This window comes from Staphylococcus cornubiensis, assembly GCF_900183575.1.
Taxonomy (GTDB): domain Bacteria; phylum Bacillota; class Bacilli; order Staphylococcales; family Staphylococcaceae; genus Staphylococcus; species Staphylococcus cornubiensis.
In genome coordinates this window covers 505,663-521,435 of record NZ_FXUZ01000001.1, presented here as the reverse complement: position 1 = coordinate 521,435, position 15,773 = coordinate 505,663, and the positions used below count along the sequence as shown (strand labels likewise).

16 protein-coding genes are annotated in these 15,773 nt (G+C 34.5%); 9 read left to right on the top strand and 7 right to left on the bottom strand.

All coding sequences use genetic code 11. The annotated features are described in order from the left end of the window. Positions 1-16: 16 nt before the first annotated feature. Both CCE82_RS02600 and CCE82_RS02595 read left to right on the top strand, forming a co-directional pair. Complete coding sequence (locus tag CCE82_RS02600; protein ID WP_086427869.1) at positions 17-1,309, top strand: MFS transporter; 1,293 nt, start codon at positions 17-19, stop codon at positions 1,307-1,309. A gap of 280 nt (positions 1,310-1,589) precedes the next feature. Further along, on the top strand, positions 1,590-2,354 hold the full coding sequence (locus tag CCE82_RS02595) for an HAD family hydrolase (protein WP_086427868.1): 765 nt from the start codon (positions 1,590-1,592) through the stop codon (positions 2,352-2,354). Positions 2,355-2,612: 258 nt separating this feature from the next. Here the strand turns inward: CCE82_RS02595 and CCE82_RS02590 are convergent, their stop codons facing one another. After that, the gene (locus CCE82_RS02590; protein WP_086427867.1) at positions 2,613-3,239 is read right to left on the bottom strand and encodes a thermonuclease family protein; all 627 of its coding nucleotides are present in this window, start codon (positions 3,237-3,239) and stop codon (positions 2,613-2,615) included. A gap of 276 nt (positions 3,240-3,515) precedes the next feature. Between CCE82_RS02590 and CCE82_RS12955 the strand changes: the two genes are divergently transcribed. Further along, the gene (locus CCE82_RS12955; RefSeq protein WP_159454516.1) at positions 3,516-3,653 is read left to right on the top strand and encodes a hypothetical protein; all 138 of its coding nucleotides are present in this window, start codon (positions 3,516-3,518) and stop codon (positions 3,651-3,653) included. A 277-nt stretch (positions 3,654-3,930) separates the two neighbouring features. On the opposite strand, the gene CCE82_RS02585 is transcribed toward CCE82_RS12955, so the two are convergent. Beyond that, positions 3,931-4,128, bottom strand: coding sequence for a hypothetical protein (locus CCE82_RS02585; protein ID WP_086427866.1), 198 nt, complete (start codon positions 4,126-4,128; stop codon positions 3,931-3,933). A 136-nt stretch (positions 4,129-4,264) separates the two neighbouring features. On the opposite strand from CCE82_RS02585, the gene nucI reads away from it, so the two are divergent. Beyond that, positions 4,265-4,771: a thermonuclease NucI gene (gene nucI / locus CCE82_RS02580; RefSeq protein WP_086427865.1), complete on the top strand. Its 507-nt coding sequence runs from the start codon at positions 4,265-4,267 to the stop codon at positions 4,769-4,771. A 59-nt stretch (positions 4,772-4,830) separates the two neighbouring features. Here nucI and CCE82_RS02575 read toward each other — a convergent pair whose 3' ends face one another. Beyond that, positions 4,831-5,700 (bottom strand): hypothetical protein, encoded by an 870-nt coding sequence (locus CCE82_RS02575; protein WP_086427864.1) that lies wholly within the window; start codon positions 5,698-5,700, stop codon positions 4,831-4,833. A gap of 435 nt (positions 5,701-6,135) precedes the next feature. Continuing rightward, positions 6,136-6,498, bottom strand: a complete 363-nt coding sequence (locus tag CCE82_RS02570; protein WP_086427863.1) for a transcriptional regulator, SarA/Rot family — start codon at positions 6,496-6,498, stop codon at positions 6,136-6,138. Positions 6,499-7,007: 509 nt separating this feature from the next. Here CCE82_RS02570 and CCE82_RS02565 point away from each other — a divergent pair. Beyond that, entirely contained in the window at positions 7,008-7,598 is a 591-nt protein-coding gene (locus CCE82_RS02565; RefSeq protein WP_240507146.1) for a hypothetical protein, read from the top strand. Positions 7,599-7,640: 42 nt separating this feature from the next. Here CCE82_RS02565 and CCE82_RS02560 read toward each other — a convergent pair whose 3' ends face one another. Continuing rightward, the gene (locus CCE82_RS02560) at positions 7,641-8,993 is read right to left on the bottom strand and encodes an aspartate kinase (RefSeq protein ID WP_086427862.1); all 1,353 of its coding nucleotides are present in this window, start codon (positions 8,991-8,993) and stop codon (positions 7,641-7,643) included. Positions 8,994-9,187: 194 nt separating this feature from the next. Here CCE82_RS02560 and CCE82_RS02555 point away from each other — a divergent pair, with 194 nt between their 5' ends. The 4 genes from CCE82_RS02555 (at position 9,188) to CCE82_RS02540 (ending at position 13,455) form a co-directional block, all read left to right on the top strand. Continuing rightward, positions 9,188-10,471 carry a homoserine dehydrogenase gene (locus CCE82_RS02555; RefSeq protein ID WP_086427861.1) on the top strand — a complete coding sequence of 428 codons (1,284 nt, stop codon included), beginning with the start codon at positions 9,188-9,190 and terminating at the stop codon, positions 10,469-10,471. Between the two features lie 5 nt (positions 10,472-10,476). Then, the gene (gene thrC / locus CCE82_RS02550) at positions 10,477-11,541 is read left to right on the top strand and encodes a threonine synthase (protein WP_086427860.1); all 1,065 of its coding nucleotides are present in this window, start codon (positions 10,477-10,479) and stop codon (positions 11,539-11,541) included. Then, positions 11,541-12,458 carry a homoserine kinase gene (thrB, locus tag CCE82_RS02545; protein WP_206184368.1) on the top strand — a complete coding sequence of 306 codons (918 nt, stop codon included), beginning with the start codon at positions 11,541-11,543 and terminating at the stop codon, positions 12,456-12,458. The genes thrC and thrB overlap by 1 nt, the downstream gene beginning before the upstream one ends. A gap of 193 nt (positions 12,459-12,651) precedes the next feature. After that, positions 12,652-13,455 carry a Cof-type HAD-IIB family hydrolase gene (locus CCE82_RS02540; protein ID WP_086427858.1) on the top strand — a complete coding sequence of 268 codons (804 nt, stop codon included), beginning with the start codon at positions 12,652-12,654 and terminating at the stop codon, positions 13,453-13,455. Positions 13,456-13,655: 200 nt separating this feature from the next. On the opposite strand, the gene CCE82_RS02535 is transcribed toward CCE82_RS02540, so the two are convergent. Beyond that, complete coding sequence (locus CCE82_RS02535) at positions 13,656-13,970, bottom strand: hypothetical protein (RefSeq protein ID WP_086427857.1); 315 nt, start codon at positions 13,968-13,970, stop codon at positions 13,656-13,658. 184 nt (positions 13,971-14,154) lie between these two features. Beyond that, on the bottom strand, positions 14,155-15,606 hold the full coding sequence (locus CCE82_RS02530) for an amino acid permease (RefSeq protein ID WP_086427856.1): 1,452 nt from the start codon (positions 15,604-15,606) through the stop codon (positions 14,155-14,157). Positions 15,607-15,773: the final 167 nt, after the last annotated feature.

Here is a 15,773-nt window from a genome sequence, read left to right as displayed (position 1 = left end):
AAGGAACATCATCGGTATGCAAAAAATACTTGATAAATTAAATTTTAAAGACCGTAAAACATTGATTGGATTTTTATCAGTTGTGACGGCAGGACAATTAATCTATTCCAGCTTTGAAGCTTTTAAAGGGACATTCTACAACTTATTATTAGAAGTATTGAATGTGAGTAATGCAGAGTTAGGTGCTATTTTCGGTTTAATTGGTATTTCGATATTCTTTTATATTCCAGGTGGATGGATTAATAACCGTTTTTCCATCAAATCAATCTTAATTGTTGGTTTATTGATTCGTTTTTTAACAATTTCAGTGATCATCTTCTTTAGTCCAACATTCCAAGTACTGAAAATTATCGCAATTATTTGGGGGATTGTGGACTCGTTTTTCTGGCCGGCTGTATTGAACGGTGTCATCTTTTTCACAGACCAAAGCAAGCGTGGTATGGGATTTGGTCTATTAGAATCAGTTCGCCGTGCAGAAGAGATGCTCATGAACTTACTGATTGTCGGTATCATGTCATTAGTCAGTGGTATTGTTGTATTTAAAGGTGGTATGTTCGCATATAACTTGCTTATTATTCCATTGATTTTACTCATTATCAAATATGTTCCTAAAAATGGTATTGCCGCAATGGATGAAGAAGAAAAAACTGAAATGAGTGGTAATAAATCTTTAGAGGCATTAAAAGGATTATTTTATGTATTATTGAAACCAAAAGTATGGCTTGCGTCAATAAGTGCGATGTCTATTTATTGGGGCTATATTATTTTGATTTACAGTGTTCCATATTTACAAAAAACGTTTGACTTATCAACAACACAAACAGCACTTTTTGGTATTTTTAACACAGGTTTAATGGGTGTGTTGATGGGTATATCTGCGGGTATCATCTCTGACTATGTGTTTAAATCATCTTCTAAAATGATTTTCGCAGCGTTATTATTATCGTCATTGATTTTACTTGGCGTGGTATTGATTAAAGGTAGTCTTATTGTGAGTATGGCACTACTCATCGCTTTTTCAGTTACGACATTCTTAGCGAAAAGTGTTATTCTTGCGCCAATTGCAGAGTTTGATATTCCTAAAAAATACGCTGGCTCTGCAATGAGTGTCGGTTCATTTGCAGCCTATGCACCAATATTTTGGGTCTATACAATGAACGGAAAGTTACTTGATGCACATCAAGATAACGTTGTTGAAGCGTATCGTATGATTTTTGGAATTGGTATTGTCGTTGCTTTTCTTGGAAGTCTTTGTACATTGATTTTACTTATTTTGAATCGCAAATCAAAAAGTAAAGTTGCAGAATAAGAGAATATGAAATTCAAAAAACGGGTTGGAGTGATTCTGACTCGTTTTTTATTTTACAAATCTCAGAATATCCTATGTCCATTCGAAATTTGATATATCATGCAATCATATTTTTGAAAATATCAGTATAGCCTTTTAAAGAGTGAGACAAAACATTAAAGAAAATTGTTTTTCAGAATCAGAACTTATCGCATGATATTAGGCGAAAATGTGATTTGCTGTTTTCGAAATTGTTTGTTTATAATGTATTAAAAATACGATGAAATTAAGGAGTCGAACGATGTCACAATCATTTAAGCTTGTTATTTTTGATTTAGATAACACATTGTACCCATTTGATGCATTATGGCAAGAAGCAAATCGAGCCACTTTCGAAACTGATGAACGCTTTAAAGATATTGATTATGATCAATTTTTGCCACTATATCAAAAATATGATCAACATTTTTGGAAACAACATGATTCTGGGCATATCAGTTTAGATGAATTAAGACGACTAAGATTGATTAAAACATTAAAGCATTATGATATAGACGTCACGCATGAAGAAGCACAGGCCTATTTTGAGCGTTTTTTCAGTTTACTATTATCCAAAATCACGGTGAATGAAAAGATGAACACATTGCTCAACGAATTAAAAGCACATGTTGAAATTGCGCTTCTCACAAACGGTAAGTTAATTGAACAAAAGACAAAAATAAATAACTTACAACTTAATGAGATATTTAAAGACAATATTTTTATCTCTGAAGCATTAGGAGTTGAAAAACCAGCACCTCAAGCATTTTTAAAGGTGATTGATATTTTAAATATTCGACCAGAAGAAACACTCATGGTAGGGGATTCATGGACAAATGATGTACAAGGAGGATTAAATGTAGGCATGTCTGCAATATGGTTCAATCCGCCACATGAAAATAAACAGTATTCGGATAATCAGCAATTACAAATTTTTAAAGGCGACATTGAACAATTACTGAAAAAGTTAATCGCAAGTAAGAAAGGGACTGAAAGCTTTTCTGATGATTCATTTAAACAGGAATAAGGTGTGGTTACATGGAGAATGATAAAAAATGGGTATGGCGATGAGGGAATTGACATTAAAGAATATGATTATGCGTAAAAAATAGGCTGGAACAATTTAACGTTCCAGCCTTATCACTAACTTACTTATAGATTCACTTCATCAGTAAAATGATTTTTGTTACAGTTATGTTCGTTACTAAGTGCACGGTGATTATCTGATACACCTTATCAAAAATATTGATGTTATGTTTACCGACTCACTTTATTCTGTAACATATTATGATGCGAGTTTTTGCACACTTTCTGATTCATCTTCAAAAGCAGAATTCAAGCTCCATATACCTAATTTCGCTTTTTGTGCTGCTTTCTGTGATTTCTCTAATTTCGCTAAATATCTCGTATTCGGTGGATAAACATAACCGACTTTAGCGAGGCCTTCCTTCACTAAAATGTCATTAACCATTTTCCCATCGACATAAATATAAGCTAAATAACGATGATATTTGTCTTGCTTTTGACCTACATCAAATTCAACTTCTATTTTATTTGCATTTTTAAGTAATTCAGCCGTTCTGTCTGACGCTTCTTGACCGAATGGTTGCTTGCCAACACGTGGATGTTTTGTTTCAGGCGTATCGATTAATAAAAAGCGAAATGTTTCAGTCTTGCCTTCATATTTCAATTTTGCCGTGTCACCATCGACTGCTTTAACAAGTTCTACAGGAAATTTTGCTGTTGTACCTGGTTTAGCGACTTTAGATGATGGTTCTGTTGGCTTTTCCGTAGTTGCGCTAACATTTTCTGGCTTCGTAAAAATTGTAACTGCAAGAGCTACAAGCGTTAAAACAAATACAATTGTTAACCCATTTTTCCAATTTTGATTCCACTTTGTTTGTTTATTCATGCATTTTAGCCTCCTAAAAATTTTCATTTTGTTTCGCTAAAATCCACTAAATCTTAATCAACAAATCCCCAATTTAATATTTTAATTATAAATTGTTTTTACAGTTTATATCAAGTGTATTTTCGAAAAAGACAAAAAATTGTAATACAAAAAAGATTGTGCGAAAAAACAGAACAGCTATATACAACAAGATATTTAACGTACATTAAATCGCGCTTTAAATAGAAAAGTGCTATATTATATTTAACAATTAACGTATGAAGGAGGGGGAGCGCGATGTTTCAATATAAGATTGGTCCACTGAACATAAAGATAAAACTAACTACAAAGGCTCTCAAAGAAAGGGTAAAAGACATCGCAATTTGGAGTATCATCTTTTTAGTAGTAGCCTATTTAAGAAAAAGAAATAAATAACTTGTAAAGATTTGATGGAAAAGGAGAATAAGTTTATGACAAATTTGACAAAAATGCGTATAAGAACAGTATTGAATTATGTAATAGGTGTGGCAGCATTAATTTTTGCGGCATATATTTTATTGAAGTAGCTCATGGGGCTCGGAGGTTATCCTAACCTTTGTTTTTTGAAGACTTGATTTAAGAACATCATATTTGCTAACAAAAAGGGAGTGGACGATTACCGTCACTCCCTGTATTTTTGGCTCAATTTGTTACGATTCACCTTGTTGTATGACTACGATTTGTCGGAGTCACGATGTCCTGTTTTTGATTTAATCATTTGAATGATAAACCCAACAAGTACACCAAGTAACACCCCGATAAATGCACCCGCAATCAGAGGTAAGTTGAATGCGTATTGCAAGCCAAAACCGATTAAAATTGCAATAATAATGATAATCATAGATAGACGATTTTCGCTAAAAGACTTCATGATGATTCACTCCTAATGGTTTTGATTATAACATTTTTGGCTGAAAAGAACAGTGACAGAGATGTGTAAAATTGACGCTTATAGAAAGCATAGCATATGATATGATGGTGTTATCAATGCAAAAAAAGGAGAAGCTATGAAAAAATTTACAACAGGCGTTTTGATCCTCATTGTTGCAATCTTTGTTTTAGCATTTCAATATATCAATAATGATGGGCCATTTAAAAAATCTACGGCTGATGTAAGAGGCGAATCTTACGTCGTTAAACGTGTTATTGACGGTGATACGATTATTATTGATAAAGATGGAGAAGAAGAACGTGTTCGCTTAATCGGAGTGGATACCCCAGAGACAGTTAAACCGAATACGCCAGTACAACCATACGGAAAAGCTGCGTCGAATTTTACAAAGAAACATCTCACGCATCAACGTGTAAGACTCGAGTATGATCGTGAACCAAAAGATAAATATGGTCGAACGTTAGCTTACGTTTGGTTAGGTGATGAAATGTTTAATGTCAAATTGGCAGAAGAAGGTTTAGCACGAGCTAAGTTTTACCCACCTAATGATAAATATCGTATTTTAATCGAACAAGCACAAAAAGAAGCACAAAAGAAACAATTGAACATTTGGGAACGATAAAAAAAGACACTTTGAGACGAATATCAATCTCAAAGTGTCTTTGCTTTAGTAATGACTATTTAATGATGTTTTTTCGGTTCATGATGATTTTCGAACGCCGTAACCAGTTGTTGCATTGTATCGCTTTCTAGTTGTGTATGAGACGTATCAACAAGTTCTTGAATCGCAAATCGAATATCCTTTTCATTTTCAGTTGTATAGATATTACTAAACGGTTGAGCATCTCCATCAATTCGTTCGCCACGTTGATCAACGCAATAGATGACACCAATAGTCGATACAGGGACTTGTATGAAAGATTCAACAACTTCCTGAATATTTTGCGTCGACTTTTCAGCAATTTGATACGGATCATACTCATGAAATTCATACGTAATTTTGTTTTCTGAAATAATTTCATTAAAAGTATACGACGTTTTTAAGTCAGATTGAAATTGAGTATGATATTGGTGCGCAATGTAATGACCTACAATACGATTCAAATCATGTTCATCTGATGCAGGCAATTGCCCTTTAAAATGATAAAATGTTTTTGATTTTAATGATTTAATGTTCATTAAAATCATTCCGACGTTTGTAACAATAATAAAATCAAATTCTGAGATGAGTGGGAATAATGGATTTTTAGGTGCAATCTGACTCGTTGTAATGATACGAAAATCCTTTATCTTATCTTCACTTTTAAAATCTTCCAACAATTGATTTAACAGTTGTCTCGTATTTCTCAAATTAAGATGATACGTCGTTGTTACTGCACGATTGTCTTTAGATTGATATCTTTCTTGTTTTAAAATTGAAATTTTATTAAGCAATTGCGTTTTTGTATAAGCTTCTACATCAAGTTTATGTTGGTAAAACTTTAAACGCAGTAATGCTAATAAAACTAAAATAAAAAGTACGCAAATCAAAAACCATAATAATAATGACATATATGTATCCTCCTTCCTATAGTTTAAAACGCGTCCCATGCCAATCGCATATGCGGTTAACAGACGAAAGGATATAGTTAGTCTTTATCATATGTTAATTATTCATGAATGTCTAATTTTGTGCATTATGAAGGGATTCTTGGTGTAGGATATCGCAAGTAGGTTGCCTGAAGACATAGGAAAGCTGACTCAAAACAAATGTCGCAGGAATCTAAGATGGCATTTCAAGTCAGTCTGTAATTAAAGTTCGCCCTTTAATTACAGACTAGACTGATTCATTTTTGCTATAGTTCATTGTCACAACCACGTTCAAATGATAGTGGTTATATCACTGTATACCACATAGACGCAAAAAATAACAATGCGCTATAAAAAGACAGATACCATGGGGATGATATCTGTAATGTCGATTATATCAATTCAAAGGGGCGCCAATTATTGTAAAATGTCTTTTTGAATTTGATTGAAATTATCTAGCAGTTGTTGCATATTTTCTGCTTGTGCATCATCAATTGTAATGAACACTTTTCTTTCATCCTCTGTCGAACGTTCTTTACCAATGATATTTTTTTCTGTTAAGGCCGTTAACGATTTATGTATCTCCATTAAACTAAAATCAATTGATTGTTTGACTTTGTGTAATGAAATACGACGACTATTTGTCGTTTTCAGGTGATATAAAAACAAAATGTCATTCAGTTTTAGGCCATGTTGTTTCTTAAGCTCACTGATAATTTTCTTTCTATTTGATTCATAAAAGAAGATAGCTTCTGTCTCCATCTCAAAATGGTTGTTCATAATTTCACTCCTTTTCCAACTTTCCTATTACCCTAAGTTATATTATATTAAAAAATTTATACTTTTAAAAGAATATTCTTAAAGTAATTCAAAAAAACAGTATATGGCATTTAAAAGTGCATAAAATATCACATCCACACATGTAAAATTTTAACTGTTATTAAATAGAAATTCAATTATTTTTAAAGTAAAATAGTTATAATTCGAATGTAGGAGTGATATTTTTAATAGCTTACAATGAAATTAGATATAATTCAACGCAAAAGTGAGAATATTAATGATTTTTTTTATTAAATTTGTCGAAACTAAAAACCTTTTTGTCAAATAGACGATAAAGATGTTGTTAAAATAGACTTTTTAATAATTATTAATACAATAGTTTATTAAAATCGCTAGGTATTTTATTTATACTCAATAACGTTTGTGATCATTTTTGCTTATTCATTGATAAAACACAATTAATCTTGTATAATAAAATACAATTGTAAGCGTTTTCTGAGGAGGTGAAAATGTTGGATGTATCAAAAAAAGAAAGAATGGAACACCTGGTACGTACACTTATAGATAAAGTGCCGCATGCGTTTAAATTTCATGGAGAGATGGCCACGCATTTATTTTTAAATGATCAACTTTACTTTGATGAAAAGGTCGACATTTGTGTGAATCGAAATGAGTTGTCGAAAGTTCTGCGGGTCATACCGAAGACTTTTACAATTTATGGTTTGAATAAAGAGGGAGAGCCACTTTCATGTAATGATGTGCAATTGCACCAAATGTCGTCAGTAGAAGTTTATGATGAAGATGTGTTGTTAATGAATATTATTATTTATGATGTGGACGATGAACATTGGCTGTTTCGACTTAACCACAATGTCAGAATTCCTGAAAAGTACATTTACTATCATTCGCTTAAATGGAAAGTAGACTATATTAAACCTGAAATTGTGTTGATGTATTTATTACACGAACCATTTAATGATAAAAAAGTGCCGTTTTATCGCCATTTAATAGATAAAATGAGTTACTTTCAATTTGTAACGCTGAAAGTTGCAGTCGGTGAGGATTTATTAAAAAGAGTGATAACTGAAAGAAGTACTTAACGTGAATGTAAGCTTGATTCCACGCTAAGTACTTCTTTGTTTTTAACGATGATAACAGTGTTCGTAACAGGCTTTAACGGCCTCATCTGCATCTTTAGTTGAAATTCCAAACATCATTGAAATTTCGGAAGAGCCTTGGTTTATCATTTTTAAGTTAATATTAGATTGTGCTAAGGCGTCAGTAATTTTATTCGCTGTACCGACTGTCGCACTCATACCTTCACCAACAATCATTAATATCGCCAAGTCATGTTCAACATTAAGTTCGTCAATTTCACAATAATGACGAATTTCCTCTAAAACTTTTTGCTCTTTGCCGGCCAGTTGACTTGAACGCATGATAATACTGATATTGTCGATTCCAGAAGGCATATGATCAAATGAAATCTGATGTTTTTCCAGTATTCTTAAAATTTTAACCGTAAAACCGACTTGTCTATTCATTAAATATTTTTTGATGTTAATACTTGTGAATCCTTTGTCGCAACTAATACCGGATACAACTTTGTCATGATTGATTTGACGGTCATGGACAATATAAGTGCCCATATCAGTCGGACGATTTGTATTTTTAATAACGACTGGAATGCGGTAGCGATAAAGCGGTTGTAATGCTTCGTCGTGAAATACGCCAAAACCAGCGTACGAAAGCTCACGCATTTCACGATATGTAATTTCAGGAATCACTTCAGGATGTTTAATGACAGTAGGGTTGGCACGGAAAATACCCGACACATCCGTAAAGTTTTCATATAAATCTGCTTTTACACCTCTAGCGACGATGGCACCAGTAATATCAGAGCCTCCACGTGGAAATGTCACAATGTGCTCACTTTCTGAGTAACCGAAAAAGCCTGGAATAATAATTTTCTTATCGGTATTTTTAATTTCTTTTATTTTATCGTAACTGGATTCTAAAATTTGGGCGTTACCTGGATCATCAGTCACAATAATGCCTGCTTCTTGTGGTGATAAATAAATAGTAGGAACACCTTGTTCATTATTATAAGCAGCAATGATTTGTGCATTGAAATTTTCACCTGATGATTTTAACGCATCGAGTAAACGTTCAGGTGAATCTTTTAAAGTGGCAATATGCGCTTCGAGTGTACGATCAATCTCACTCAAGATGTCTGTTTGCAACGGTAATTCGTCGATAATATCTTTGAAGCGATTGAGGATCTCTTGTTTTTTATGTGTGTAATCGAGTTGATTAATTACTTTTTCGTACAACCTAATAAGTAGATCGGTTGTCTTCACATCATCGCTAAATCGCTTACCAGGCGCAGATACGATGATAATACGTCTTTCAGAATCACTATTAACAATGTTTAATACTTTTTTAATTTGTTCAGCTGACGCGACTGAACTGCCTCCAAATTTTGATACTTTCATAACCTTAGACAACCTTTCTGTAATATGAGATACCTATTCAATTTAGCCAGAACTAATGGTAAAATAGAACTGTCTTTTCTAAATTTTTAGAACTTTACAAACTTTATGAATGAATTTATACTAAACCATATTTACATATATTTCAATAGGACAACATGATTAATTTCATGAGATTTAATTCGGAGGGATGATTAATGAAACAACTTAATGTTGCATTATTAGGTTTAGGGACTGTCGGTTCAGGTGTCGTTAAGATTATTGAAGAGAACCATCAGCAAATTAAAGAAACGATTCAAAAAGATATTCACATTAAGCATATTTTGGTTCGAGATAAATCAAAAAAGCGGCCGCTGAATATTTCACGTTATCATTTAACAGAAGACGTGAATGATATTTTAAATGATAACGAAGTCGATATTATCATTGAGGTAATGGGTGGTATTGAACCGACTGTTGACTGGTTAAAAGCAGCATTAAGTCAAAAGAAGCATGTGATTACTGCCAATAAAGATTTATTAGCGGTGCACCTTCGTGTCTTAGAAGATTTAGCTGAAGCAAATGGTGTCGCTCTCAAATATGAAGCGAGTGTCGCTGGCGGAATTCCTATCGTCAATGCCATAAACAACGGATTAAATGCAAATAATATTAGTAAGTTCATGGGTATATTTAACGGAACTTCTAACTTTATTTTGACAAAGATGACTGAAGAAGGTGCGCCTTATGAAGCGGCATTACAAGAAGCACAAGCACTTGGTTTTGCTGAAGCAGACCCGACTGATGATGTAGAAGGTATCGATGCAGCACGTAAAGTAGTCATCACGTCTTATTTATCATTTAATCAAGTCATCACTTTAAATGACGTCAAAACAGAAGGGATTAGCGGCGTCACACCTCAAGATATTGATGCAGCAAAGGCGTTAGGATACAAAATTAAACTGATTGGTAAAGGATCATACACACAAGGCAAAATTAATGCTTCGGTACGTCCTACACTCATTGCGCACTCACATCAACTTGCTGCTGTAGAGAATGAATACAACGCTATTTATGTCATTGGAGATGCAGTGGGTGAGACGATGTTTTACGGTAAAGGTGCTGGAAGTCTTGCTACAGGTTCAGCAGTGGTCAGTGATTTATTGAATGTTGCATTACAATTCGAATCTAATTTGCATACATTGCCACCACATTTTGAATTAAAAACTGAAAAAACGAAAGAGATGATGGATGACGGTGAGACTGTGACATTAAAAGAAAAAGAAAGTTACTATTTTGTTGTGAATACACCAGAAGTTTCACAAAAACAAGTGGAAACCACTATTAAAAGTCATCTACCTTTCCATAAATCCCTTCAAATTGTTGAACTAACACCGACAACATTTGCGGTGATTGTTGTAGGTATTGATGATGATCCGACGTCTTATGTTGAACAAGAAGCGAATTATCGAGTTGAAAAAATTTATCCAGTTGAAGGAGTTTGATACGTATGAAGTTATGGAAAGGTCTCGTTGAAGAGTATAAAGCATTTTTACCAGTAGATGAAAACACACCAAAAGTGACATTAAATGAAGGACATACGCCACTCATTTATTGTGATACGATTTCTGAAATGTTAGGCATCGAGCTCTATGTCAAATATGAAGGTGCCAATCCAACTGGTTCATTTAAAGATCGTGGTATGGTGATGGCGGTAACGAAAGCGAAAGAACAAGGCAAAAAAATGGTCATCTGTGCCTCAACTGGGAATACATCTGCTTCTGCTGCTGCGTATGCGGCTCGTGCAGGTTTAAAAGCCATTGTCGTGATTCCTGAAGGTAAGATTGCTTTAGGAAAGTTATCGCAAGCTGTGATGTACGGTGCTGAAATTGTTTCGATTGAAGGAAACTTTGACGAAGCATTAGAAATCGTTAAAGAAGTTGCTGAAGATGGTGAAATTGAATTAGTCAACTCAGTGAATCCGTATCGTATTGAAGGTCAAAAAACGAGTGCTTTTGAAATTGTAGAACAGTTAGAAGACCATGCGCCAGATATTTTGGCAATTCCAGTCGGTAACGCAGGAAATATTACAGCTTATTGGAAAGGTTTTAAAACATATGAGGAAAAATATCAAACCGGTTTACCGCATATGTTTGGATTCCAAGCAGCTGGTGCAGCACCTATCGTACACAATCAAGTCGTCAAAAATCCTGAAACGATTGCAACAGCGATTCGTATCGGTAATCCGGCAAGTTGGAAGCAAGCAGTGCAAGCGATTGAAGCGTCAGAGGGTCTGATTGAAGCGGTCACAGATGAAGAAATTTTAGAAGCCTATCAATTAATGACATCTAAAGAAGGGATTTTTAGCGAACCTGCAAGTAACGCATCGATAGCTGGACTGATTAAGTTACACCGACAAGGAAAATTGCCTCAAGGTAAAAAAGTGGTCGCAGTGTTAACGGGGAATGGTTTGAAAGATCCAGATACAGCAATCGGGTTATTAGAAAATCCAATTCAAGCATTACCAAATCATAAAGAAAGTATCGTTCAATACATTAAGGACGCGTTAAAATGATAAAAAGACAATTACATTTAGAGATTCCGGCTTCTACGGCGAACTTAGGTTGTGGGTTTGATTCCATTGGCATGGCGCTCAACAAATTTTTACGTATTGATGCCCGCGCGATTGAAGGGGAAAAATGGTGTTTTATACACAATGGACCACACCTTGTTGGCCTACCTGAAGATGAGAGTCATTATATTTATAAAATTGCGCAACAAGTCGCTGCACAATATGAAGTCGCTTTACCTGCACTTGAAATTAAAATGTATAGTGATATTCCATTAGCACGTGGTTTAGGTTCATCCGCTTCAGCATTAGTCGGCGCTTTATTTATCGCTAATTATTTTGGAGATATTGAGTTATCACAATATGAATTATTACAATTGGCCACGCAAATAGAAGGGCATCCAGATAATGTTGCGCCTACGATATACGGTGGTTTAGTTGTTGGCTATCATCATGCTGAGACGAAAGTGACAAGTATTGCACATATTGAAGTGCCTGATGTGGACTTTATCATTTCAATTCCAGAGTATGAGCTTGAAACTGTTGAAGCACGTAAAGTTCTTCCTGAGAGCATCACGCACCAAGAAGCGGTTAAATTCAGTGCAATTAGCAATACGATGATCAGTGCCTTTATTCAACATCATTATGAACTTGCTGGTCAAATGATGGAACAAGATGGCCTACATGAACCGTATCGTCAGCATTTAATTCGAGACTTTGAAGCGGTTAAAAGGATTGCGCATGAACACGATGCATATGCTACAGTGATTTCTGGAGCAGGTCCAACGATTTTAACGATGATTAAAAAAGAAAACAGTGGGCCGCTTGTACGTGCACTGCGTCAACATGTCGAACGCTGCCATTCAGAACTCGTCACGGTGAATACATCAGGTGTTGTTTCGAAAGTGACACACCATTTTTAAATCATACTTTGAAGTTATAATGAAGAGGTTGGGAAATTTGATAAGCCCAACCTTTTTTATTTGTTTCTCGATAGGTATATAACTTAAAAATATGTTAGAAGCCTTGATGATTCACCTTTTATTGAAATTTCTATAATTTTGAATTTACTTCGGTTTAGTGTAAGATAAAATCAAATTGAAAGGAGTTTTCGAGATGAAACCAGATTTAGTCGTAATGGACATGGATGACACGTTAATGACTTCCGAAAACCGTGTCTCTGATAAAACAAAAGCTTATTTATTACAATTACAAAAAAACGGCGTGAAAATCGCACTTGCCTCAGGTCGTCCAACTGCTGGGATGTTACCGACTGCAAAAGCATTAAAAATGGATACGTTTGGTAGTTACATTATGAGTTATAACGGTGCACAAACACTTGAACTTTCAAGTGATGAGGTAGTATCGAAAAAAGTGATTGAAAAAGAAGAGTTCGATAAAATTGTAGACTTTTGCCGTCAACATGAACTTTTTGTATTAACTTATCACGATGATACGATTATTTATGAAGGCGAACATGAGTATATGAATATTGAATCTGAGTTGACAGGACTGCCCATGAAAAAAGTCGACGATATTAAAGATTATATTCAAGATGCAGTACCAAAAGTGATGGGTGTAGATTATGAAGAACACATTTCAGAATTGATTCAATCAATGAACAACAAATTTGATGATGAAGTTGATATGACAACGAGTAAGCCATTTTTCCTTGAGTTTATGAGTAAAGGTGTATCTAAAGGGGAAGCGATTAAAAAATTAGCTGAACGTTTAGATTTAGATGTTAACAAAATGGTTGCATTCGGTGATAGCGCGAACGACATCGAAATGTTTAAAGTTGTAGGAAAAGCCGTTGCGATGGATAATGCATCTGATGAAGTGAAATCTTATGCGCATATGGTGACGAAAAGCAATGACGAAGAGGGCATTCCTTACGCGTTAGATCAAATCTTGTCATAAACAACACGATTCAAGCAAGAGGGAACGGACTATAACATGACGGTTTCTATCTTGCTTTTTGATTTTTTGATACAGAAAGCAGATAAGCGCCTTATAGAAAAAACAGGTTAGGAAGTCGAATGCTCCTAGCCTGTTTGTATTGATTTAGAACCTATTTGCAGTATTAAACAATGATGGCATGGCTCAATTTAAATGTACAACTATTTTGCGGTATGCGTCCACTCATGTTTTCCACGATGACGCTTAATATGTGCATAAACTTGGTCTGCTGCGTAATCCAAATTTGTATACACTGTAATTGCAAAAGCAGATTGAGACGCTTCAAAATCGGTCTCCAAATACAACTCTTTTAAATGTTGAAACAAGCTTTCCATTTGTTCATGTGTTAAACTGCTATACTCTCTTAACGTTCGTTTCAACAACTTTCCATTTTTTTCTTCTAAAACTTGTACCACAATTACAAAGCGTTCTTCCGTCTTTAAAACATCATCGAAAAGGTTTGTTTGTCCTACCATAACGTGCCCACCTTTACAATTTATTAACTTAATTATACATGAAATGACAATAGGTAGGAAATGGAATATGCAAGGTTTTTTGTATGAAATGTAAATTATCAAATCTCACTTTATTGTTATAAAAATCGCAAAAATCAGTAACTAAAAATAAAGAGCCCTGAATACAAGGCTCTTTACATCAAATTTATTCACGATAAGATTCATGTTCACTTAAATCAATTTCTTCAAGTGGAATGATGCGTGTTTTATGGATCATTTTATGTACGATATAAACGATTAATAAAATGAAAATAGGTAAAAAGTTTTGTGCCAATTTCGCCAAATCAAAATGAATAAATGCTTCTGCTGAACTACCGAAAATTAAGAATAGTAAAGTAGCAATAACGATAATTGGACCTACTGGGAAAAATGGTGCTTGATAAGGTAACAATTGATTGATATCTTTATTTTGTTTTTTAATGGCACGTCGTAATCGTATTTGTGCAACAATACTTGAACCCCATACAAATGTAACGAGTGCACCGATAATATTGAGTAAGCCCATGACACTTTGTGGATTAAAGTTTGCATAAATAGTGACTGCTGCAATAAAAACAAATGTCGTGTACAAAGCACGTAACGGCAATTGCGAACGTGAATTAATTTTACCTAAGAATTTCGGTGCTTGTCCGTCTTGGCTTAATGAGAATAACATACGACTTGTTGTGAACACACCTGAGTTTGCAGCTGAAAGCAATGACGTTAAAATCACCGCGTTAATGACAGAAGCTGCAAAAGCGATTCCTACTCTGTCGAATACAATCGTAAATGGACTTTGTGCGATTGATCCACTTTGATTAAGTAATGTTGGATCTGTGTATGCTAAAATTGCAGAAATGACTGCGATAGACAACACATAAAATAGTAAAATACGCCAAAAAACTTGTTTGATTGCACGTGGCATAGACGTTCTAGGATTGTCTGATTCACCCGCTGTCACTGCCACGACTTCTGTACCACCTACTGAAAATCCGGCTACTAATAGAACACTTAAAAATCCTGAAATGCCACCTACAAATGGCGCTTCACCAGAAGTAAAATGTTTGAAACCGTAATAATGACCCCCTAAAATACCGAAAATCATTAAAATACCTAATACAATGAAAATAATAATCGTCACGACTTTGACTAAAGAAAGCCAGAATTCAGCTTCACCAAACGCTTTGACTGTAAAAATGTTGACTAAAAATAATAACACTAAAAAGATTAAACTCCATACAAGCGGTGAGAAGAAATGGAATGCATCCCAATAGTTAATCACACTTGATGCTACGATAATATCAACACTTGTCACTAAAGACCAAATTGTCCAGTACAACCAACCCATTGTAAAGCCTAAAGAAGGGTCTACAAAACGATTCGCGTAACTACTAAATGCTCCAGATACAGGGTAAAAAGTTGCCATTTCTCCTATTGATGACATTAAAAAGTATAACATCACCCCGATTACTAAATAGGCAAGAATCGCACCGCCTGGCCCAGCTTGAGCAATAACGCCACCAGTCGCTACAAAGAGCCCTGTACCAATCGCGCCTCCTATGGCAATCATTGTAATATGCCTTGATTGGAGGCCTCTACTTAATTTTTTTTCTTCCATACATATCTTCTCCTAAACAATTAGCTTTCTATATATTTTACTTGTAAAGGAGTAGAGTTTCAATAAAAATTTGCGACTTTAAAGCGATAAAATATTAATAGGTGTTTAAAAGGAATGTTAAAACGACCAAGATAGTTTTTAAACAGTAGGGGATGTTTTCTGTTCGT